The sequence below is a fragment of the Shinella zoogloeoides genome, from assembly GCF_022682305.1.
Lineage (GTDB): Bacteria > Pseudomonadota > Alphaproteobacteria > Rhizobiales > Rhizobiaceae > Shinella > Shinella zoogloeoides_B.
This window is the reverse complement of sequence record NZ_CP093530.1, coordinates 107,569-127,847: the sequence shown is the minus strand read 5'-3', so window position 1 is coordinate 127,847 and position 20,279 is coordinate 107,569. Positions and strand designations below refer to the sequence as shown.

Here is a 20,279-nt window from a genome sequence, read left to right as displayed (position 1 = left end):
GCACGAAAACTAATCTGATAGACGGGCGTGCTCTGTCGGAATCAATCTGATATTTAACCGCCATTCGCTCCATCACGAATTCAGCACCTTGCTTGTCAAGAGCTGGCTCGGTTTGTCTGAACAGTTTCGGGCGTTTTGCTAAGTGGATTTCCGCCTCGATTATGCCGCCACCATCATGGGTGCCAGCGCGTTGAAGTAGGCCTTATCCGGCGTCTGCCGGTCAAGGGATGAATGTGGGCGTCGGGTATTGTAAAAGGTCAGATATCGGCCAATGCCGACGCGGGCCTCAGACACCGTCTTGTAGGCGTGGAGGTAGACCTCCTCGTATTTGATCGACCGCCAGAGCCGCTCTACGAAGACGTTGTCGCGCCATGCACCCTTGCCATCCATTGAGATGGCGATCTCAGCTTTCTTCAGCACCGCCGTGAAGTCCACCGAGGTAAACTGCGAGCCCTGATCCGTGTTGAAGATTTCCGGCTTGCCATAGCGGGCGAGCGCCTCCTCGACCGCTTCGATGCAGAAGGCCGCTTCCATCGTGATCGACAGCCGCCACGACAGGACCTTCCGGCTGAACCAGTCGACAACGGCGCAGAGATAAACGAAGCCCCGCGCCATCGGAATATAACTGATGTCCATTGCCCAGACCTGGTTGGGTCGGTTGACCGCCAGCTTGCGCAGGAGGTAGGGATAAATCTTGTGCCCTGGCGCTGGTTTGGAGGTGTTCGGGCGACGGTAGATCGCCTCGATGCCCATCTTCTTCATCAGCGTGGCGACGTGCAGCCGCCCGGTCTCCAACCCTTCTCCTCTCAAGAGCCCTTGCAACATCCGGCTTCCGGCAAACGGGTAGTCGAGGTGCAGTTCGTCGATCCGCCGCATCAAGGTCAGATCGCCGTCGGACACTGGACGAGGCAGATAATAGACGCTGCCACGGCTGAAGCCGAGAAGCTTCGCCTGGCGTACGACGGAGAGTTTGTGCTCGCGGTCGATCATTTCTTTCCGCCCAGCAATCCCGCCTTGCCGAGCGCACCGGACAAAAAATCGTTCTCCAGTGTCAGTTCGCCGATCTTGGCGTGTAGCGTTTTGACATCGACGGTCGGAACCGTTGGCTCCGCCTTCGTTTCATCGCCGAACACACCCGTCGCACCCTCAAGGAGCTGGTCTTTCCACTGTTTGATCTGGTTGGCGTGCACATCGAACTGCTGGGACAATTCCACCAGCGTCTGCTCACCTCGGATGGCGGCAAGTGCCACCTTCGCCTTGAAAGCCGGGCTATGGTTCCGGCGCGGTCGTCTTGTCATGGTTTCTCCTGTTCCCGGCATCTAAGCCGAAGTCAGGCGGAAATTCCACTTATCCCCGCTGTTCAGATTTCCCGAGCCAGCTCTTCAATTGCCCTGTGCGCCAAATCGATCGCTTCGACACAATGGCAGCGCGTAGCTCTTGCCAATGACATCAAACGCGGTTTCGCTTGTCTGGGCGTAGTCTTTGATTGTTCATCGTGTTCCAGCGTTGGAATCGCGGGCGGCAAGCGCCTTCAACTCTGCAATCGTTCCCGCATCATCCCACTCCTTGGGACCGATCCAGCGCTTGAGCTCAACGCCGTCCGCACCGATGAGGATCGTCGTTGGCAGGCCTGTCACCATCAAACCTCGCATCCCGGCGCTGTCGGGATCGACGTAGATTCCGAGATTTCGTATGCCGATCTCCTCGTAGAACGGTCTTACGCGTTGCACTCCACCAAGGTCGATCGACAACGCCACCACTTCAAATCCATTCGTGCTGGCTGATGCCTGTAACCGATCGAGCGAGGGCATCTCTTTGCGACACGGCGTGCACCACGTCGCCCAGACGTTAAGGAGGATGGGCTTGCCCCCGAAATCGCCAAAGCCCCTCTCGCGGCCGGCTTGATCGGTGAATGTCAGCGAGACAGGCTCTGCGACCCCGTGGTCGACCATGCCGCTGCCAAGAGCCCACATCCCCCCGATAACGGTACCAGCTAGGAGGGCGACTGCCACGCCCCCAATTTTCATCGTGTATTTCACTATTCCGACATCTCTCGCCAAGCGGTCACATCACGCCGTACGCCCTCTACCAACTAGAGGGTCAAGACGAATCATTCTGTGCCCGTTGACCCTGAAGCCGCTTCAGCCTTTAGAAGACCAGCCAGATCGCAAGAAAGTGGAGCGTTTTGCATGGCATCGAAGACTTTGAGGATCGTGAGAAGGGTCACATGGGCGACGATCACGATCCTTGCTGTTGTGCTCGCCGTGCTGACCTGGACGCTGCAATCCGACAAGGACCGCCTCTCGCAGCAATCCTTCCCCCTGAACGGTCCATTCTCGATGGAAACCCATACGGGGGAAACGTTCAATTCGACGTCGTTGGCCGGAACGGCATACCTCGCGTTCTTCGGCTTTACGCACTGCCCCGATATTTGCCCTACGACCCTTTTCGAACTGACCGACATGATGAAGGAACTCGGGCCCGCGGCAGACAACCTCAAGGTGCTGCTGATTTCCGTCGATCCGAAGCGCGACAGTCAGGAACTGCTCTCTCAATACATGACGGCATTCGATCCGCGCTTTGTCGCCTTGCGCGGCACGCGCCAGCAGACCGACGACGTCGTCAAATCCTTTGCCGCCTTCGCAAAGAAAGTTCCCCTGGACGGCGGCCAGTACACGATGGAGCACACGGCTGGCGTCTACGTAATTGACGCGGATGGCCGCTTCGTCAGGTTGTTGCGGATGGAGGAACCTCGTGAAGAGCGGATGAGGCTCCTAAAGGATGTCACCTCGTAAAAGACTGCCTTTTTCGATATCCCGGCCTGCGCCAAAGAAGAGTGCTGCATTTCGCGGTCATGAGCGTTCTGGTAGCCGCATAGCGACTTGCCTACCGAGTCAGATAAGATTGATAAACACCACGAAAAGTGCCGCTATCATGAGGCCTGTCGCGCAGAGAGCGATGCGGACGCGTTTGATCAGATGAGGCGACGCGTGCCTCTTTCGATTGGTCCGCACCACGCTTCGGAAATGCGGATCCTGCCTATAGATCTTCTTCTTGCCGCCCACTTGATTTCTCCGACCGGCGCGAAGGATAGGTCTGGTAAAGCGCTATGAGAGGAGATTGACCGCCGCAAGTTAGCGGCGGTCCTGTGTGGTCTTCGGCACTACTTCTGCCGGATCAAGCGTGAAGAATTCGCAAGAATCCCGATGTCCGGTATCGACTGCATCGCGGCGGCGAAGATCGGCGGAATGACCCCGAACGCTGCAAGCGAAAGACCGACAAGATTGTAAAGCGCGGTAAAGGCGATGTTCATCCTGACCACCCCCATCGTGCGTCGCGCGATGCGGAAGGAGTCGGCGACGAGCGTCCAGTTCTCCCGCATGAGCACGATATGGGCCGCCTCCATCGCGACATCCGTTCCACCGCCCATGGCGATGCCCACATCGGCCTGCGCGAGCGCCGGCGCGTCGTTGACGCCATCCCCAACCATTACGACCCGATGGCCCTTCTCCTGCAGCTCCTTCACGACGCGGATTTTGTCCTCGGGGAGCAGGTTCGCCTGGAAACCGATCCCGAGCGGGCTCGCGATGGCAGCGGCCGTGCGCTCGTTGTCCCCTGTCAGAAGCTCGATCCGCGCAATACCAAGCTTGCGGATTTCCGTGATCGCATCGGAGACTTCCGGTCGCACCGTATCCATCGCCGCAAAGATTCCGGCCGGGCGGCCATCGACAGCCATGATCAGAAGTGTCTTCCCCTCATCTTCCAAGCGAGCGACATCATCAAAGCGCTCGTCCACATCCACCAGCCGCCGGTTCCCAATCTCAACAACCTGCCCATCGACGGTGGCGCGAATACCCTTGCCCGGAATTGCCTCGAAACGCTCTGGCTCACCACCCTTGACGCCTCGATCCTTAGCGTGATTGCGAACGGCCTCGGCCAGGGATGTTCGGAATGGCGCTCGGCGATGGCCGCAAGCTGCAGAAGTGCTTGCTCCGGCGTGCCATCCAGCGACACGACATCCGTCACACGTGGCTTTCCCGTCGTCAAAGTGCCCGTCTTGTCCATAAGGACGACATCCGCGACCTTGATGGCTTCGACATACTTGCCGCCCTTGATGAGCAGGCCACGCTTCGCTGCTGCGCCGATCGAGGCCATCATCGCGATAGGTGTGGCGAGTGCAAACGAGCAGGAGCACGCGACGACCAGGACGGCAACAACCGAGAGGACGTTCCCACTCAGCAGGTAGGTAAGAATCGCGATCGTCGCGACGACCGGCAGATAGTATCCACTGAACTTGTCGGCGACCCGCTGCACCTCGCCGCGGTTGGCTTCCGCCTCCTCGACGAGCTTGATCGTGCGACCGAAGGTCGTGTCACGACCGATCCGTTCGGCCTCGAGCTTGAGATGTCCCAGTTTGGCGAGCGTGGCCGCAAAAACCTTGTCTCCGGCTTCCGCTTCTACGGGCATGCTCTCGCCCGTGATGGCCGCCTGATCGAGGGTCGCCTGCCCTTCGATCACGATACCGTCGACAGGAACGCGCTCGCCCGGGCGCACGATAACCGTGTCGCCGACCGCAACCGCTTCGATCGTCACCTCGATCTCCTCTCCACCACGCAGCACGCGCGCCTTTTGCGGCGCGAGCGCGGTCAACCCCTTCAGAAGCTGCCGTGCCTTTTCGCTGGTGAAGCGCTCGGCGAACACACCAATGCGCATGAAGAAGACGACGATCGCCGCCGTCGCCCATTGGCCGGTGACCAGGGCCGCGACGGCACCTACGGACATAAGCGTGTGGCTCGTCACCTCCAGGCGAAGGGCCGAGCGACCAACATCGAGGAAGATCGGCGCACCAAACGCGAGGACCACCGCCGTCCCAAGCCAGAGAGGGACGCGATCCGTAACCACGTCGAACAGACCAAGGCCTTCCCCAATAACGACGAGAAACAGGATGACGCCGAACAGCACGCCAAGCAGCGTAAAGAGCTGCCGTTGCAGCAGATTGCCTTGAATCATATAGGCTGTATCGGCCGCCTGAGGCGCCGGGACGGTGAAGCCGACCTTTTCCACCGTCGCCTGTAATGCCTCGCGCGTCACGAGTTTCGGGTCATGGTCGATGACGGCCTTTTCAGCACTCAGGAGCACCTCGACATTTACGACGCCGGGGAGCTTCTTCAGGGCCCGCTGGACTTTCTTGGCACAGGCGGCGCAATCCATGCCGCCAATGGGAAGCTCAAGCGTGATCATCGCGGAACGTCATACCCTGCGTCCTCGACAGCTTCGACGATCGCATCCTGCGACGTAAGGGCAGCATCAAAGCTGATTATCGCGTTGTTATCGGAAAGGGAGACCTTGACCTCCTCGATGCCCGGCAGGGCATGAACCGCCTTCTCGACTGTACTGATGCAATGGCCGCAATCCATGCCTTCGATCTTGAGATCGATGGTGGTGAGGGAAGAGGTCATATTCTGCTCCTTTGGAAAATACGCTCGAAGTGCACCGATGGAATGTGCGCTCTGTAGTCGCTACAGGGTCAAGAGCCGTCTTTCAGCTTTCGATCGTTGGGCGGTAAAGTGAAATTGACTGGCGCGCCGGGACGATTGCCCCTATCTAAAGACTGTAGTCAGTACAGGGATGAAGCTATGGCAAACCGCCCGCTGACCATCGGGGCGCTGGCGCAAATGACCGGCACGAAGGTCGAAACTATACGGTTCTACGAGAAAAGCGGCCTTCTACCCGCACCAGCGCGTACGGGCGGCAATTACCGGTCCTACGAGCGCTCGCACCTCAATCGCCTAAGCTTCGTCCGGCGTGCACGCGATCTCGGCTTCTCGCTCGATCAGATTCGAACACTGCTCGATCTTTCAGACGACAAGAGCCGGCCGTGCGGAGCGGTCGATGCGATCGCCAAGGAACATCTGCTGGAGGTCGAGCGGAAGATCGCCGATCTGAACGCATTGCGGAGCGAGCTCGATCGGATGCTGTCTCAATGCTCGAGCGGCACGGTGGGCGACTGCCGCATCATCGAATCATTGTCCCCATCCCACGAGAACATGACATGACGCTTTCAAAGCGGAAGCGCGGTGACGCCGTCGCCATCATTTCGAACAACAAGAGTTGAGTTTGCGATCATCCTCGCCCGGGCTAGGCTTGGATGGAGGTGAAACATGGCCAAGGCGATCAGGTCGTCCGCTCTCTTTCTTGGTCTTGCACTGCTCGGCATTCTGGGTGTCAAGCTGGCAATGCTCTTCGTTTGCTGGGCGACTGCTCACACGACTCTCGAAGGCCTGTTCGGCGTTGTTGCGCCTCTCGTCATCGGTCCTCTCATCGGAGCCGAAGGCTTCTTCTGGTTCCGAATACTCCATGGCGATTGAACTCTTATAACAGACTTTGGAAAAACGACATGTTGACGATTGGTGATCTTTCGAAGACCTCCGGCGTGAAAATCCCGACAATCCGCTACTATGAGCAAATGGGTCTTCTTCCCCACGCGGAGCGCTCCGAAGGCAATCAGCGCCGCTATACCAAGGAGGAGATGGATCGCCTGACCTTCATAAAGCACTCCCGTGATCTGGGCCTTTCGATAGATGCCATACGATCCCTTATCGAACTCAGCCATCACCCTGACAAACCCTGCGCGGATGCCGACCGAATTGCCCTTGAGCAACTTGCCTCCGTTCGCGACAAGATCGCCAAGCTCCGGAAGCTTGAAATCGAACTAGAGCGCATAACCTCTCACCAGCACAACAATCATGTGCGGGATTGTTATGTGATCCGGGCGCTCGCTTCACACGACCTATGCTGCTCGGATCACGATTGATCCGCGTCATCAGGGGCAGACCAGCAGACGACAGAAAGCCGCAGGCGTCCGGGGTCGATTGACCCTAAAGCTGCTAGAGGGTGTAGAGCGGGGTCGCGGGCCAAGGTCCGGATCGCGCTCCTTACTCAGAGGCTGACATGAAACGTCTTTTCACCCCTGTTCTTATGTTCACGCTTTCCCTCGCAGCAGGGCCCGCCGCATTTGCGCATGATTATAGCGCTGGTGATCTGCAGATCGATCATCCCTGGTCGCGTGCAACGCCGATGGTCGCTCCCGTTGCCGGCGGCTATCTGAAGATCACGAATACCGGCGCCGAATCTGACACATTCCTTGGCGGCAGCTCTCCGATCGCAACGGCGGTTGAAGTGCACGAGTCGACTCTTCAAGATGGCGTCGCCCGCATGCGACTACTGACCGCAGGGGTGACGATCAAACCGGGTGAAACGGTCGAGCTTGCGCCAGGCGCTACCCACCTCATGTTCATCAAGCCCACGAAGGTTTTCAAGGAAGGCGAAAAGGTCGAGGCGACACTCCGTTTCGAAAAGGCCGGCGAGATCAAGGTTGAATTCGCGGTTCAGGGCATGGGCGCGAAACAGCCGGCTGAAAACGAAGACCATCAGGGCCATGGCGCAACCCCATGACGTCGATTTACAGCCGACGTGCGCTCTTCGGATCCGCAATCGCCGCCCTGTTGGTTGGCGGCCTCGTCTCCGGAGCTCTGGTTCTTGCGAATATGGCCGAAACCGAGCCCACCGGCGGGATCGGCGGCCCGTTTGAACTGACGTCCCATCGCGGCGAGGCCGTGTCGGATAGAAGCCTACGCGGCAGGCCCTACCTCGCATTCTTCGGCTTTACGCACTGCCCGGACATCTGCCCGACCACGCTGTTCGAACTGACGGATCTCATGAAGGAACTCGGTCCGCAGGCCGATGCGTTCAACGCGCTTCTCATATCCGTCGATCCGGAACGTGACACGCAGAACCTGCTTTCGCTGTACATGGAAGCATTCGATCCGAGGATCATCGCGGTGCGCGGCACGCGGAAGCAAACGGATCAGGCGCTGTCAGCGTTCCGGGCAACAGCCAAAAGGGTCGATACCGAGGGCGGCAGCTATACAATGGACCACACAGCGGGCATCTTTCTCATGGATGCGGATGGTCGGTTCCAAGGTATGCTGGACATGCACGAGCCGCGAGAAACCCGTCTGAAGAAACTGCGCAATCTCGCGGAAGTGGGCGGGGCGTGACCTTCAAACTTTCTCGGCCAAGGCAGTTGCTCACCCTATCGACCTCCAAGCATTGGTGAGGGACATCGAACCTACCACCAGCCGTGAAGCGCCCTACAGGCGGACAAGCCGCGATTTCTTGCAAGAGCGCTGTCAACTCGTCTTGTCGACTTCGCCTTTCACCAGATCGATCAAGCCCTGCGGGCTGAAATTGACCAGCAGCTTGCCGTTGACGAAGAACGTAGGCGTCTGCTCGACATTGTTCGCCTTGACGTCCGCTAGATCGGTCTGAAGCACCTGATCAACTTCCGGCTTCACGCTGTCGAGACGGGCGCCCATGAGTTCCAGACCCGCCTCACCGGCAATGTTCCAGGCCCGCTTCATGTCAGGCTCCCCGTGAGTAGCCCACTCGGGCTGCTTGTCCACAAGCGCCGCAAGGACCGGCTCGAACTTGTCCTGTTTGCGTGCCGCCTCGAGGATGCGCACGGCTTCGTCGGAGCCCTTGTGGAATGTGGTATAGCGGATCACCACACGCACATCATCCGGATAGGTCGCCAGGATATTCTTCACAAGCGGAAAGAAGGCGCGGCAGGCCTCGCATGAGGGGTCGAAGAACTCCACGATCGTGACGGGTGCGTCTTCCTTACCCAGAATCGGCGAATGCGCGCGCACGAGCGTATCCGCCGACGCTGTGACAGAAGCCGCATGTTCTTTCTGCTGCGCAGTGTAGTAGTAGGCACCTCCTCCAAAAACAGCGAGCGCGGCAAGCGCGGTGAGAGTGATGACGAGCGCTCGGTTCATCGGGCATGCTCCCTTCGGTCGATGAGGAGGAGGAATGAAATCGCGGCGAATGCCAGAAGTGACAGCACCGGCAGCGGGATCACCTCGAAAATGGTCATCTTCGCATCAGTACAGGAAGGCCCCTTCCCACAAGGAACGACTGCCTCCGGAATGAAGCCGTAATATAGCAGGACGTGGTATGTCGCGATCAACAGACCTGCTCCACTCAGCGGCAACGCATAGCGCCATACGCCACGGTCCATGCGAAAGGCGGAAACCGCCAGGACTAGCGCCAGCGGAAACATGAACGCGCGCTGATACCAACATAAGATGCACGGCGTCTGGCCCATGACTTCGCCGATGAAGAGAGCCCCGAGCGAAGCGATAAGCGCAACCATCCATGCGAGGAACAGCGTCAGCCACCCATCGTCTTCCGATCTCTTGTCCCGAACGCTCATGCAATGTCCGATATCGCCTTGATTCCCGAATTATGGACCCTCAAGCAGCTAGAGGGTCAAGCAGCGTGACTCCGATCAGAGCGCGCCACTCTCGTCATACAGCAGGGACTGTGGGCAAAATTGTCGTGGGATCGGATCTGCGAAAGCGAACTTCAATGCCACGAACGCTCCATCGTTGGATGAAGCGCCGCGCCCCCTGCCGTAGGCACATCACGGTCAGGATAGGTCAAGCGCGGCCGGGCGGCCCCGCCTTGTCGAGGAAAGCCTTGAAGACGGCAAGCGTCTCGTCGCTGACATGGTGCTCGATGCCTTCGGCGTCGATGCGCGCGGCCTCTTCTCCGACCCCGACGGCGCGCAGGAACCCTTCGACGATCCGATGTCGCTCTCGGCTCCTGGCCGCCAGTGCCTTGCCGGCTTCGGTCAGGAAGATGCCGCGATAGCGCTTCTGCTGAATGAAGCCGTCGCTGGCGAGACGCTTGAGCATCTTTGCGACGGTCGGCTGCGCAACGCCCAGCCTCTGTACGATATCGACCTGCCGCGCCTCTCCGCCATGGAGGATGAGGTCATCGATCAGTTCGACATAATCCTCGATGAGTTCGTTGCGCCGGTTGGAGCGCGTCTGGCGGAAGCTTTCGACATGGGTATCGGCGTCAACGAGCGAGTGTTTGTTTGCCGATTTGCTGCGACTTGCTGTCATCATGCCTTTCCCGAGATTTTATCCAGTTTATTGCGAATTCATAGCCTGCGCTATGATTTTTCCGCGATCGTCATCTTTTCCGGAGGCGACCGAAGCATCAGCAGTTCCGAACATAGCTATTGCTATAACTAAGAGCATGTGCTGTTATTGCTATTAAGAACCATTATCAAAAGGACGGGACAATGCGAAACTGGCTGCCATTCGACCTCGGACGCCGAAAGCTGCTCGGTGCGGGCCTGGCGGCGGCCGGCGGCGCAGCCCTCGCCGCCCGTTCAGCGCTGAGCCAGGATGCCGCCGCCCAGCATCAGGGCCACCAGATCTCCGCGGCGTCTGACGGCAAAGCCGGCACAAGGGATGCCGCGCCGCCGCATATGCAGGCACATGGAGCGATGATCACCGTCGGCGACGTCGATAACGAGCGCAACGGCTTCGATCCGACGTCGATGCTGACCGACTGGGATCTCGGGAGCGTCTCCACCCTCCCCGACGGCCGTCGGCTGCGTACGTTCGAAGTCGAGGTCGAGGACAAGGAGATCGAGATCGCGCCCGGCGTCATGTTCCCCGCCTGGACCTTCAACGGTCGCGTGCCCGGGCCGTCGCTCCGCGCGATGGAAGGGGAGCGGCTGCGCATCATTCTGCGCAATTACGGTTCTCATCCGCACTCCATGCATTTTCACGGCATTCATGCCGCGCGCATGGACGGGATTCCTGGCGCGGGCGTCATCAACCCAGGCGAGGAGTTCGTCTACGAGTTCGACGCCCGCCCCTTCGGCTGTCACCTCTACCACTGCCATGCCCTGCCGCTCGCGCGGCATATCCACAAGGGCATGTACGGTCTCTTCGTCATCGATCCCGATCCGGAACTTCGACCAGAATTCCGCGAGGTGGCGCTCAGCCGGCTGCACGGCTCGCCCGAGAATGCGAGATGGCAGGAACTCGCCATGGTGATGAATGCCTTCGACACCAATTTCGACGGCGAGAACGAGTTCTATGCCTGCAACACCATCGCTCACTGCTACGCCAAGAAACCGATCCGCATCGAGAAGAGCCGTCCGGTGCGCATCTACCTCGCGAACCTCACCGAGTTCGATCCAATCAACTCCTTCCACATCCACGGCAACTTCTTCGACTATTTCGACCAAGGGACCACCCTGACGCCGACTCTGAAGACCGTCGACCTCATCATGCAGTGCCAGGCGCAGCGCGGCATTCTGGAGTTCACCTTCGGCGAACATGCGGACCATGAACCGGGCCTCTACATGTTCCACGCGCACCAGTCGGAGTTCACGGAGCTCGGCTGGATGGGAATGTTCGAAGTCGTGGAGGAAGTGGCATGACCGACGAAACCGCTTCGAGCCAGGCCGCATCACCTAGCCGGCGCGCCGCTCTCCTCTGGACCGTCATCCCTTTCCTGGTTTTGGCGGCGGCCATTGCCTGGCTCTTCGGTACCAATCCGCTCCGAAGCTTCGAAAACGGCGCGCCGCCCGTCGAGAACCTCACCTATGAGCGCACAACGCTCGACGGCGGCGGGGTACGGCTTCTTGTACGCGCCGGCGGCTCGGAGCCGCTGAAGATCGCACAGGTCCAGGTCGATGCCGCCTATTGGCAATTCACGCTCGACCCGCCCGGCCCGCTTCCCCGCGGGCAGTCGGCCTGGATTTCCATTCCCTTCCCCTGGGTTCTCGGCGAGGCGCACCGTGTCACCGTCGTCACCAGCACCGGCGCAACGTTCGAGCACGAGATCCCGGTCGCGGTTCCCACGCCGGAGGTGACCTCGAACGGTCTCCGGTCGCAAGCCATCCTCGGCGCCTTCGTCGGCATTCTGCCCGTCGCCATCGGCCTGATGTTCTATCCGGCGCTACGCGGCGCGGGACTGAGCGCCATGCGGTTCCTGCTCGCGGTGACAGTCGGCCTCCTCGCGTTCCTCTTAGTGGACGCCGTAGCGGAGGCCTTCGAGCTTGCCGGCGCATCCGCACCCGTCTTCCAGGGTGGCGCAATGGTGGTCTTTGCCGCCGCCGCGTCCTTCCTGTTACTAATGGCCGTCTCGCGGCGGGGCGGACGGCCGAGCGGCGTGGCGCTCGCCACCTACATCGCAATCGGCATAGGCCTGCACAACATGGGCGAGGGCCTTGCCATCGGAGGCGCCTTCGCGGCCGGCTCCGCAGGCCTCGGCACCTTCCTCGTCATGGGCTTCACGCTGCACAACATCACCGAAGGCATAGGCATCGCCGCACCGCTCCTCAAGATCAGACCCACCTTCCGCCAGTTCGTACTGTTGACGCTGATCGCCGGCGGCCCGGCCGTGCTCGGCATGTGGATCGGCAGCCTCGCCTACGCCCCCCATTGGTCGGCACTTGCGCTCGCGATCGGTGCCGGCGCCATTCTCCAGGTCATCATCGAGGTGACGCTGTTCATGCTCCGCAACGACGAGGACCGTACGGACATCCTGTTCTCGAAGGAGGTCCTGGGCGGCTTCGCCCTCGGCATCGCACTCATGTACGTGACCGCGATGCTGGTGAAGATCTGATTGGTCTATGCGCTCGCAGTGAGGAACAGGTCCCGGCGCGCTTTCTCGGCAACACTATCTGGCCGATAAACGCCCGGTGCAACGCTGGCTGTAGGCGCGGCGCAATCACGAATGTGACGCCGTGCCCACAATTGCAATATCCTATCCAGGGGGATAGGTTATGCATATGAGCGAGCACAGGCACAAGACCCATCCCGAGATCGTCAAGCGGCTGAAGCGGGCCGAGGGACATCTGAAGAGCATCATCGCGATGATCGAGGACGGGCGCCCCTGCCTCGATCTCGCACAACAGCTTCATGCCGTCGAAAAGGCGGTCACCAATGCCAAGCGCGCGCTGATCCAGGACCATCTCGACCATTGCCTCGAGGATGTGGTCGGCCCCCTGCCCGCCGACCAGCGAAGCGCCATGGCCGAGTTCAAGGCGATCACCAAATATCTCTGACCGATCGGAAACAGCATGCTCGGCGTCCTCCAGAACCGAACCTATCGCCACCTCTTTCTGGCGCAGGTCGTCGCGCTGGTCGGGACAGGTCTGGCGACGGTCGCCCTCGGCCTGCTCGCCTACGAGATCGCCGGACCTGACGCCGGCGCGGTGCTGGGTACGGCACTCGCCATCAAGATGATCGCCTATGTCGGCATCGCACCGATCGCGGGCGCCTTCGCGGAAGTGCTTCCACGGCGGCCGCTGCTGGTCGCACTCGACCTCGTACGCGCCGCCGTCGCCCTCTGCCTGCCCTTCGTCACCGAGGTCTGGCAGGTCTACGTCCTGATCTTCGTCCTGCAATCGGCCTCGGCCGCCTTCACCCCGGCCTTCCAGGCGACGATCCCCGAGGTGCTGCCGGACGAAAAGGACTATACGCGAGCGCTATCGCTCTCCCGGCTCGCCTATGACCTCGAAAGCCTCATCAGCCCCGCCTTGGCTGCAGCGCTCCTGACGATCATCTCTTTCCATTCGCTGTTCGGCGGCACGGTCATCGGCTTTCTCGTATCCTCGGCGCTCGTCGTCTCCGTCGTGCTTCCCGCGCCTTCGAAGACCGAGCGTCGCAGTGTCTACGAACGGACCACGCGGGGCCTTCGTCTCTATCTGGCAACGCCGCGGCTGCGCGGCCTTCTCGCGATTTGCCTTTCGGTCTCGGCCGCCGGCTCGATGGTGATCGTCAACACGGTCGTGATCGTGCAGTCCACCTTCGGCCTGACCCAGGAAAGCACGGCCCTTGCGCTCGCCGCGTTCGGCGGCGGCTCGATGCTGGCGGCGCTCTTCCTTCCAAAACTCCTCGACACTATTCCCGACCGCCCGGTCATGCTGGCTGGAGCGGCGGTCCTGATTGCCGGGCTTCTGGCAGCCTCGGCCGTCGACGGCATCCGCACGCTCTTGCCGCTCTGGTGTCTCCTCGGCATCGGCTATTCGATCGCCCAGACGCCCTCCGGCCGGCTGTTGCGGCGATCCGCGCATGCGGAAGACCGACCGGCCCTGTTTGCGGCGCATTTCGCGCTCTCCCACGCCGCCTGGCTCGTCACCTATCCGCTCGCCGGTTGGCTCGGCGCAACGATCGGCCTGTCCGCAGCCGCCCTTTGCCTCGCGCTCCTCGCGACGTCCGGCTTCGCCGTCGCGATGGCGCTGTGGCCAGCGAACGACAACGTGGAGATCGAGCACGACCACGACGACCTGCCTGTCGATCACCCGCACCTCGCCGAAGGAGTGCGGCGCGGCGGGCATAGCCATGCCCATGCCGTTGTCATTGATCGGCTGCATCCCGAGTGGCCCTCAAGGCCGTAAGCTGTCGAACCGGTGGCTCCGGCCGCCTCGCTTTCATGATGATTGGCTCGTTGCAGTGTCTCTGTGGAAAGAAGCAACAACGATCATGAGGCCCGCACCAGCCACGATGGCCACATCGGCAAGGTTGAACGATGGCCAATGCCACTGTCCCGCATAGAAATCCAGATAGTCGGTGACCTGGCCGTCGGCATACCGGTCGACGAGATTGCCCATCGCTCCTCCCGCGACCATGCACAGTGCCAGCCGCTCAACCATCCGGCGCGAAAGAGCGGCCCACGACAGGAGCCCGGCAACGATGCATGCTTTCAGAACGGCAAAAAGCTGTGGCGCCGCCGATATCCATTCGGCGAACATTCCGAAGCTGACGCCGGGATTGTAGACGAGCACGAGATTGAAGAACGGTGTGACGGGAATGATCCGCGGCGGGTTCATCACCGCCGTGACCATGAAGTGCTTGAGAGCGATGTCCACGAGGAAGATTGCGGCGCCGAACGCAAACAAGGCGGCGAGCTCGCCTTTTCTTTCAACTACCAACCGCATGATCTACGTGCGTACGACAATGCGTGCCTTGGAAGGCACGCGGGTGTAGAGGTCGATGACATCCTGATTGACCAACCGCACGCAGCCGGAGGACACGGATTTTCCGATAGAGTTCCACTCACGTGTTCCGTGCAGACGGTAAAGCGTGTCCTCGCCATTCTGGAAGATGTAGAGCGCGCGGGCGCCGAGCGCATTGTCCGGCCCTGGCTCCTGTCCACCGTTCTCGACAGAGAATTTCGCAAGCTCGGGTTGGCGCGCGATCATTTCCGCCGGCGGCTTCCAGCGCGGCCACTTCTGGCGCCACTGGATAACCCCCTCGCCTTCCCAGGCAAATCCCGCGCGGCCAAGCCCAACCCCGTAGCGCATCGCGGTGCCGCCGGGCTCCGCGACATAGAGAAACTTCGAACCGGTATCGACCACCACAGTGCCGGCTGGCTCGCCCGTCGTATTGAAAACACGCTGGCGGTAGAATTTTGGATCAATTTGCCGGAAGGGAACGGCCGGCAGCTGATGACCGCCATCCTCCATCGCGGCATAGCGAGCGGCCAGTTCCTCCTCGCTCGGCACGCCCATCGGACGTCGTGCTACGCTGGGCACGGCGGAGGGGGATGTCGTGGAACAGGCCGCCAGCGCCATGGAAAGCGTCCCGAGAAGAAATCCGCGGCGCGCGACGGTGTTGGTGTCTTCAAGCATGTTGGTCCCTTTTCTCGACGCCGACTATTTACCGGTTTCAGCAGCAGCTGCCGACGGTGTCGACGTCTTCATTTCGCTGCGAATGTGAAAAGCGCTGTAGGCAATGACAGAGACTACGAAGCCCAGCAGAACAAAAAGCATGACGCGGTTCTTCCGCCGGATCATGCGCGCACGCTGTCGAACGTCACTTGGATCAGTCATCCGACGCCCCGCTGACAGCAGACGTGCCCGAATAGGGATCGGCAAGCGCAGCCTCCGGCCGACTGACCGGATATTTTATGATCGAGATATCCTCCGCCAGCTTCGAGGCCCCCTGTTTCTTCAAAAGAGCCCGGAAGCTTGGATGCATTCCGCCGTCCACATAAGCGAGCGCCGCGGCCGACTTTTCGGCGGCAAGCGCCGCGTCCACCTTGCCACGCTCCGTCGCCACCATTGACAGGAGGTCGGCCGAAGCCCCGCTGGACGATACCGGACAGGCGGCGAGCGGATTGCGCGGATCGCCCCCCTCGAACTCCCTGTTGAACACATAGCGCCGTTCGCAGGCCGCGACCTTCGGCTGGCGCTTCGAAAAAGCGAATTGGTCGTAGCCCTCCTTGAGGGTGAGCCAGAACGGCATGTTCGAATCCCCTCGATGCTTGGCGAGGTTCTCCGCGGTCATGCGAAACGGATAGGCTTGGACCTGAAAGCTGTCCTGACCGCTTTGCAGCGCCTTCTGAGCGATGGCATAGATCTCACCGACGCCCTGATCGGTCATGGCGTAGCAACCCGACGACGAGCAGGCGCCATGGACCATCAGCGCCTCACCGGTGTAGCCGAGCGCAGCTTCAAGACGGTTGGGATAACCGAGATTGAACGAGACATAGTACTGCGACTGCGGATTCAGCATCCCGGCCGAGACATGATAGAAGCCTTCCGGCGCCTGGCGATCGCCTTCTTTCGTCTTGGGGCCGAGTTTGCCGGACCAGCGGCACATCGGATAGGTCTTGAAGAGCTTGTAACGGCCTGATGCATCCGCCTTCCACACCTCCAGCTCACTCTCCTGCTTGAATATCCGCACAAGGACAGGATCTTCAGGCCGCATACCCTTCTTCGCCATCGCGGCCACGACGGCGGCGGAAAGCTTCGGCGGCTCGCTGGAGAGTTCGGCGAGCTCCATGGCAACGCATCCCGATAGCATGATCGCGATGAGAGAGACGGCGAGGAATTTTGGCAGCAGAGAATGGAGCGACCGCATGAGATGCCGGGACACGAGAATAATCAGAACAAGGGAACGGGATTGCACGAAAGAAACGATAGAGTTGCGCTATTCCCCGCCCTCGGCACCATGCTCGTGTCCGTCATCCGATCCCTCAGGCATCGCAACATCGGGCACGAGCTTCTCTATCCGCGCGGCCGCCTTGAGGTCAGCGACGATCTTGCTCACCGCCTGGGCTTCCATGCCACGGCGCAACTCCGTCGACACAACCTCGAATGCCGGTGGTTCACGCTTGCGCCGCTCTTCAAGTTTTACGACATGAAAGCCGAAGGGCGTCTCCACGGGCTTTGCGGCAATCTCACCGGTCTTCATCGTTACGATCGCCTCTCCCAGCTCCGGCGGGAGTTGTTCCATTGTCAGAAAGCCAAGATCACCGCCGCTCTTCTTCGACGTCTCATCCAGCGAAACGCTCCCGGCCACCTCTTCAAAGGACTTGCCCGCGGCTATATCCCTCATCGCCGCCTCAGCGCCAGCCCTGTCCTTCAGCAGGATGTGCCGGACGCGAACCTCTTCGACCGACGGCATGGCGGCGACCCGTTCGTTATAGACCTTGCGCAGTGCGTCCTCGGTTACAGCGGCGGCGGCAGCCTTGGCGAGATAGGCCTGCCGAAGCGCCTGTTGCCTCAGGAACACCATCTGCCGCTTGAACGTCTCGTCGTTCTCCAGCCCGTCCTTGATCGCGGCGTCAGAGACCACCTTGAGGTCGATCAGCGCATCGACGACCGCGGACTTGCGTGCCTCGGGTGTTGCCTTGGGATTAGGATCGCCGAGGAACGAGGTTGCGAACGATACGTCGGATTCCAGAATCTCGGAATCTCCGACGCGAGCTGCTACCTGATCCGCCCGTTCCTCGGCGAAGGCTGGAACAGCGACCAGAAAGAGCGCGGAAAGAAAGACGTTCCTGATTTTCAGCAGCATCACTTCTTTGCTCCCGCGACAATCGGTTCGATGACGGCGCGCAATTGCTCGATCGGCATTACGCCGGTGTATTTTTCGCCGTTGATAAAGAAGGTCGGCGTCGAATCGACGCCAAGTTCCTGACCTCTGGCCGCGACCGCATTGACTTTGTCGAGCAGCGCCTGGTCGCTAAGGCAAGCCTCAAGATCGGCCTCCTTGAGACCGGTCATCGACAGGACCGAGAGGAACCCTTCCTTGCCGTCCTGAGCACGCGCCCAGCGCGGCTGGTTACGGAAGAGGAGGTCGACCGTCGGATACCATCTGTCGTCACCCGTGCAGCGGGCGAGCATGAAGGCGGCGGTCGCGCGCGGATCAAACGGGAACTCGCGGAGAATGAAGCGGACCTTACCCGTATCGATGAACTCTGCCTTGAAGGCTGGCCAGATATTCAAGTGAAAGTTGGCGCAATGCCCGCATGTCATCGACGCATATTCGATAACGGTAACCGGTGCGTCGTCGCGCCCCAGAATCCGCTCGGGCAACGGCCCCGGCTGCAAGAGGTCCGTCGCCGAGCCTGTGGCGGCCGTCTGCGCAACAACGCGGTTTGCGGCCAGCAAGGTGAAAGCTGCCGCGGTCGATCCCAGAAATTGTCGCCTGAACATCTCGTCTCCAAATCAAAGGAGCCGGATCATAAAACCTCTAGGTACTTGAGGTGCAAGAGGCGTAAACGCGCGCCACGATTTTTACGACGGATTCAAACGAAGGGTCGGATTCAAGCCCGCCGGGGCCTATGCCGATCCATCAGTATGCCAGAATTGACGTCGTCAGCATCACGTTTGCCAGACCCGCGTGATCAAGTGCGCCAACGCGATCACGAACGCCGCGATGCTGGGGAGCGCAGTCAGGGCCATTCCAAACGCACGGCCACCGGCCCCTTTTGAGTACCCGACTAAGAAGCAAACGCGGCCGACACCGAACAGGACCACAGAAGCCGCGATAAACGGCATCATCGCCGCGCCTTCCAGCATCACGAGCGCGGATAACGTCACGGACGCGATGACGAATTGTTCGAGCGTGTTCTGAAGAAAAGCGGCTGCAACGGCAATTCTAGAGCTCGGGCGAGAGTACGCCGATCCGCCGATATCTTCCGCAGAATGACGTCGGCCTCGTGCCACCATGGCGACGCCTATGATGACCCAAACGACGAGAAGCAAGTTCGCGGCGGCTATGAAGAATAGCCGCGATTCCAGATTTTCGTCGGGGAAAACCTTGGCGCCGCGTAGAAGGTATTGCGTGCCACCGAGGGCCAGCATGCACACCATGGCAGCCGCACCGCTTCTCAAGAGGATTTTGCGCTGCTCTTTCCGAAGTTCAGCTTTGGACGCCGGGACGATTACCATATCAACACTCCGCACCGTATGAGCCTGAACGTAAAGCTCTTACTGTCAGGACCGCTCGATCGCGGGTGCCAGAGCTTTAATACGGCCGCTCACTGATCAAAACCCATAGGCCCATTCTCTGCGCCCGATCGACATGATGCGCCAGGGCTGGCTTTCGAGCTTCCGCCAGGCATCGCAGCAATGATCGACGATGTCGTCGTATGATTTGAAGACGCGGTTTGATAACCAGTTGTCGCGCATGAAATGCCAGAGGTTTTCGACCGGGTTCAGCTCCGGCGATTTCGGCGGGAGTGGCAGAATGGTGATGTTTTCGGGCACGACGAGATTGTTGGACATGTGCCAGCCTGCCTGATCCATGATGAGGATAGCGTGCGCGTCGGCATCGACGTGTCGGGCGATTTCGGCCAGATGCTGGGTCATGGCGTAGGTGTCGCACCATGGCATGACCAGCGCCGCCGCCTTGCCGAGCTTCGGGCAGATTGCGCCGAAGATGTAGGCCGACCTTGTGCGCTGATCGTGCGGTGCTGAAGGCCGTGTTCCTCGCCTGGCCCATCGGCGGGTGATCTTGTTCTTTTGCCCGATACGGGCCTCATCCTGAAACCAAATCTCTATGCGTTTTCCTCGGGCCGCTCCAGCGGCAATCTCTGCCACTGCGGCAGGGAAGCTTTTTTAAAACCCTCAATGGCTTGAGGGTCTTGCGCGTGATGTTTGGGCCGAACAGCGAGCTTGCGATAGCCCATGGCCCGGACTTCGCGGCTGAGCGTCTGCTCGCTCACCGAAACGCGAAACTCCTCCCACAGCCATTGCGCCAGATCGCACAGACGCCAGCGAACGACGCCGTCGAGATAGGGTGTCGGCCCACGCTCGATGGCCTGCGCCAGGGCCGCACGCTGCTGATCGTTCAACCGCGATTGTGGGCCGGGAGCCTTGCCATTGATCAGACCTTGGGGACCGCGTTCGTTGAACCGCATGACCCAGTCACGGACAATCTGCAGCGTGACGTTACCGAGGCGGGCGGCATCGGAACGCGAGCCTCCATCGTAGATCGACGCCAGCGCCAGCAGTCGGCGCGCCTGAGCGGCATCCTTCGTCTGCCGCGCCAGCCGCCGCAGACCGTCTCCATCAAAATCCGTCCGTAGTGAAATCCCTGATCGCATCGCAGACCTCCGGTTTGCACCAGAGATTCAGATTCACCCCACTTTGGGAAGGCTAAAGA

24 protein-coding genes and 1 pseudogene are annotated in these 20,279 nt (G+C 60.4%); 10 read left to right on the top strand and 15 right to left on the bottom strand.

The window, feature by feature from the left end; all coding sequences use genetic code 11:
* Positions 1-159: 159 nt before the first annotated feature.
* Positions 160-1,298 (bottom strand): IS3 family transposase gene (locus tag MOE34_RS24015; protein ID WP_242224974.1). Its coding sequence is split into 2 segments (ribosomal slippage): positions 160-1,040 and positions 1,040-1,298, totalling 1,140 coding nucleotides; the frame shifts between segments, so codons are not numbered across the junction.
* A gap of 192 nt (positions 1,299-1,490) precedes the next feature.
* On the bottom strand, positions 1,491-2,039 hold the full coding sequence (locus MOE34_RS24010; protein ID WP_242224972.1) for a TlpA family protein disulfide reductase: 549 nt from the start codon (positions 2,037-2,039) through the stop codon (positions 1,491-1,493).
* 150 nt (positions 2,040-2,189) lie between these two features.
* Here MOE34_RS24010 and MOE34_RS24005 point away from each other — a divergent pair, with 150 nt between their 5' ends.
* Complete coding sequence (locus tag MOE34_RS24005; protein WP_064334824.1) at positions 2,190-2,795, top strand: SCO family protein; 606 nt, start codon at positions 2,190-2,192, stop codon at positions 2,793-2,795.
* Positions 2,796-3,163: 368 nt separating this feature from the next.
* Here the strand turns inward: MOE34_RS24005 and MOE34_RS25540 are convergent, their stop codons facing one another.
* The 3 genes and pseudogenes from MOE34_RS25540 to MOE34_RS23995 all read right to left on the bottom strand — a co-directional run bounded on the left by MOE34_RS25540 (position 3,164) and on the right by MOE34_RS23995 (position 5,459).
* Complete coding sequence (locus MOE34_RS25540) at positions 3,164-3,940, bottom strand: heavy metal translocating P-type ATPase (protein WP_327510613.1); 777 nt, start codon at positions 3,938-3,940, stop codon at positions 3,164-3,166.
* A gap of 122 nt (positions 3,941-4,062) precedes the next feature.
* Positions 4,063-5,211, bottom strand: a pseudogene (locus MOE34_RS25535) (heavy metal translocating P-type ATPase); the annotation flags it as partial.
* A gap of 26 nt (positions 5,212-5,237) precedes the next feature.
* Positions 5,238-5,459 (bottom strand): heavy-metal-associated domain-containing protein, encoded by a 222-nt coding sequence (locus tag MOE34_RS23995; protein WP_064334823.1) that lies wholly within the window; start codon positions 5,457-5,459, stop codon positions 5,238-5,240.
* Positions 5,460-5,636: 177 nt separating this feature from the next.
* Between MOE34_RS23995 and MOE34_RS23990 the strand changes: the two genes are divergently transcribed.
* From MOE34_RS23990 to MOE34_RS23970, 5 genes are all read left to right on the top strand, one after another.
* Positions 5,637-6,056, top strand: coding sequence for a MerR family transcriptional regulator (locus MOE34_RS23990; protein WP_023517224.1), 420 nt, complete (start codon positions 5,637-5,639; stop codon positions 6,054-6,056).
* Between the two features lie 105 nt (positions 6,057-6,161).
* The gene (locus MOE34_RS23985) at positions 6,162-6,368 is read left to right on the top strand and encodes a hypothetical protein (protein WP_023517225.1); all 207 of its coding nucleotides are present in this window, start codon (positions 6,162-6,164) and stop codon (positions 6,366-6,368) included.
* Between the two features lie 29 nt (positions 6,369-6,397).
* On the top strand, positions 6,398-6,814 hold the full coding sequence (locus tag MOE34_RS23980) for a MerR family transcriptional regulator (RefSeq protein WP_023517226.1): 417 nt from the start codon (positions 6,398-6,400) through the stop codon (positions 6,812-6,814).
* Positions 6,815-6,951: 137 nt separating this feature from the next.
* Positions 6,952-7,455 (top strand): copper chaperone PCu(A)C, encoded by a 504-nt coding sequence (locus tag MOE34_RS23975; RefSeq protein WP_064334822.1) that lies wholly within the window; start codon positions 6,952-6,954, stop codon positions 7,453-7,455.
* The gene (locus MOE34_RS23970; RefSeq protein ID WP_242224970.1) at positions 7,452-8,060 is read left to right on the top strand and encodes an SCO family protein; all 609 of its coding nucleotides are present in this window, start codon (positions 7,452-7,454) and stop codon (positions 8,058-8,060) included. Before MOE34_RS23975 ends, MOE34_RS23970 begins: the two co-directional genes overlap by 4 nt.
* Before the next feature lie 132 nt (positions 8,061-8,192).
* On the opposite strand, the gene MOE34_RS23965 is transcribed toward MOE34_RS23970, so the two are convergent.
* The 3 genes from MOE34_RS23965 to mntR form a co-directional block, all read right to left on the bottom strand.
* Positions 8,193-8,840, bottom strand: a complete 648-nt coding sequence (locus MOE34_RS23965; RefSeq protein ID WP_064334820.1) for a DsbA family protein — start codon at positions 8,838-8,840, stop codon at positions 8,193-8,195.
* Complete coding sequence (locus MOE34_RS23960; protein WP_064334819.1) at positions 8,837-9,277, bottom strand: disulfide bond formation protein B; 441 nt, start codon at positions 9,275-9,277, stop codon at positions 8,837-8,839. Before MOE34_RS23960 ends, MOE34_RS23965 begins: the two co-directional genes overlap by 4 nt.
* Positions 9,278-9,503: 226 nt before the next feature.
* The gene (mntR, locus tag MOE34_RS23955; RefSeq protein ID WP_145926160.1) at positions 9,504-9,974 is read right to left on the bottom strand and encodes a manganese-binding transcriptional regulator MntR; all 471 of its coding nucleotides are present in this window, start codon (positions 9,972-9,974) and stop codon (positions 9,504-9,506) included.
* A 182-nt stretch (positions 9,975-10,156) separates the two neighbouring features.
* Here mntR and MOE34_RS23950 point away from each other — a divergent pair, with 182 nt between their 5' ends.
* From MOE34_RS23950 to MOE34_RS23935, 4 genes are all read left to right on the top strand, one after another.
* Positions 10,157-11,311 (top strand): multicopper oxidase domain-containing protein, encoded by a 1,155-nt coding sequence (locus MOE34_RS23950; protein WP_064334817.1) that lies wholly within the window; start codon positions 10,157-10,159, stop codon positions 11,309-11,311.
* Entirely contained in the window at positions 11,308-12,501 is a 1,194-nt protein-coding gene (locus MOE34_RS23945; RefSeq protein WP_064334816.1) for a ZIP family metal transporter, read from the top strand. The genes MOE34_RS23950 and MOE34_RS23945 overlap by 4 nt, the downstream gene beginning before the upstream one ends.
* A gap of 166 nt (positions 12,502-12,667) precedes the next feature.
* Entirely contained in the window at positions 12,668-12,943 is a 276-nt protein-coding gene (locus MOE34_RS23940; protein ID WP_145926154.1) for a metal-sensing transcriptional repressor, read from the top strand.
* 15 nt (positions 12,944-12,958) lie between these two features.
* A complete protein-coding gene (locus MOE34_RS23935; RefSeq protein ID WP_064334814.1) occupies positions 12,959-14,278 on the top strand; it encodes an MFS transporter in 1,320 nt (439 codons plus the stop codon).
* A gap of 33 nt (positions 14,279-14,311) precedes the next feature.
* Here the strand turns inward: MOE34_RS23935 and lspA are convergent, their stop codons facing one another.
* From lspA to MOE34_RS23900, 7 genes are all read right to left on the bottom strand, one after another.
* Positions 14,312-14,818: a signal peptidase II gene (lspA, locus tag MOE34_RS23930; RefSeq protein ID WP_064334813.1), complete on the bottom strand. Its 507-nt coding sequence runs from the start codon at positions 14,816-14,818 to the stop codon at positions 14,312-14,314.
* A 3-nt stretch (positions 14,819-14,821) separates the two neighbouring features.
* Positions 14,822-15,511, bottom strand: a complete 690-nt coding sequence (locus MOE34_RS23925; RefSeq protein ID WP_064334812.1) for a L,D-transpeptidase — start codon at positions 15,509-15,511, stop codon at positions 14,822-14,824.
* 193 nt (positions 15,512-15,704) lie between these two features.
* Complete coding sequence (locus tag MOE34_RS23920; protein ID WP_064334811.1) at positions 15,705-16,745, bottom strand: L,D-transpeptidase family protein; 1,041 nt, start codon at positions 16,743-16,745, stop codon at positions 15,705-15,707.
* Between the two features lie 69 nt (positions 16,746-16,814).
* Positions 16,815-17,684, bottom strand: coding sequence for a peptidylprolyl isomerase (locus tag MOE34_RS23915; RefSeq protein ID WP_064334810.1), 870 nt, complete (start codon positions 17,682-17,684; stop codon positions 16,815-16,817).
* A complete protein-coding gene (locus tag MOE34_RS23910; protein WP_064334809.1) occupies positions 17,684-18,325 on the bottom strand; it encodes a DsbA family protein in 642 nt (213 codons plus the stop codon). The genes MOE34_RS23915 and MOE34_RS23910 overlap by 1 nt, the downstream gene beginning before the upstream one ends.
* Positions 18,326-18,493: 168 nt before the next feature.
* Complete coding sequence (locus MOE34_RS23905) at positions 18,494-19,063, bottom strand: MAPEG family protein (protein ID WP_064334808.1); 570 nt, start codon at positions 19,061-19,063, stop codon at positions 18,494-18,496.
* A gap of 96 nt (positions 19,064-19,159) precedes the next feature.
* A protein-coding gene (locus tag MOE34_RS23900) for an IS630 family transposase (protein WP_242219862.1) occupies positions 19,160-20,220 on the bottom strand; the annotation gives its coding sequence in 2 pieces (ribosomal slippage) (positions 19,160-19,728 and positions 19,728-20,220; 1,062 coding nt in all).
* Between the last annotated feature and the right edge of the window lie 59 nt (positions 20,221-20,279).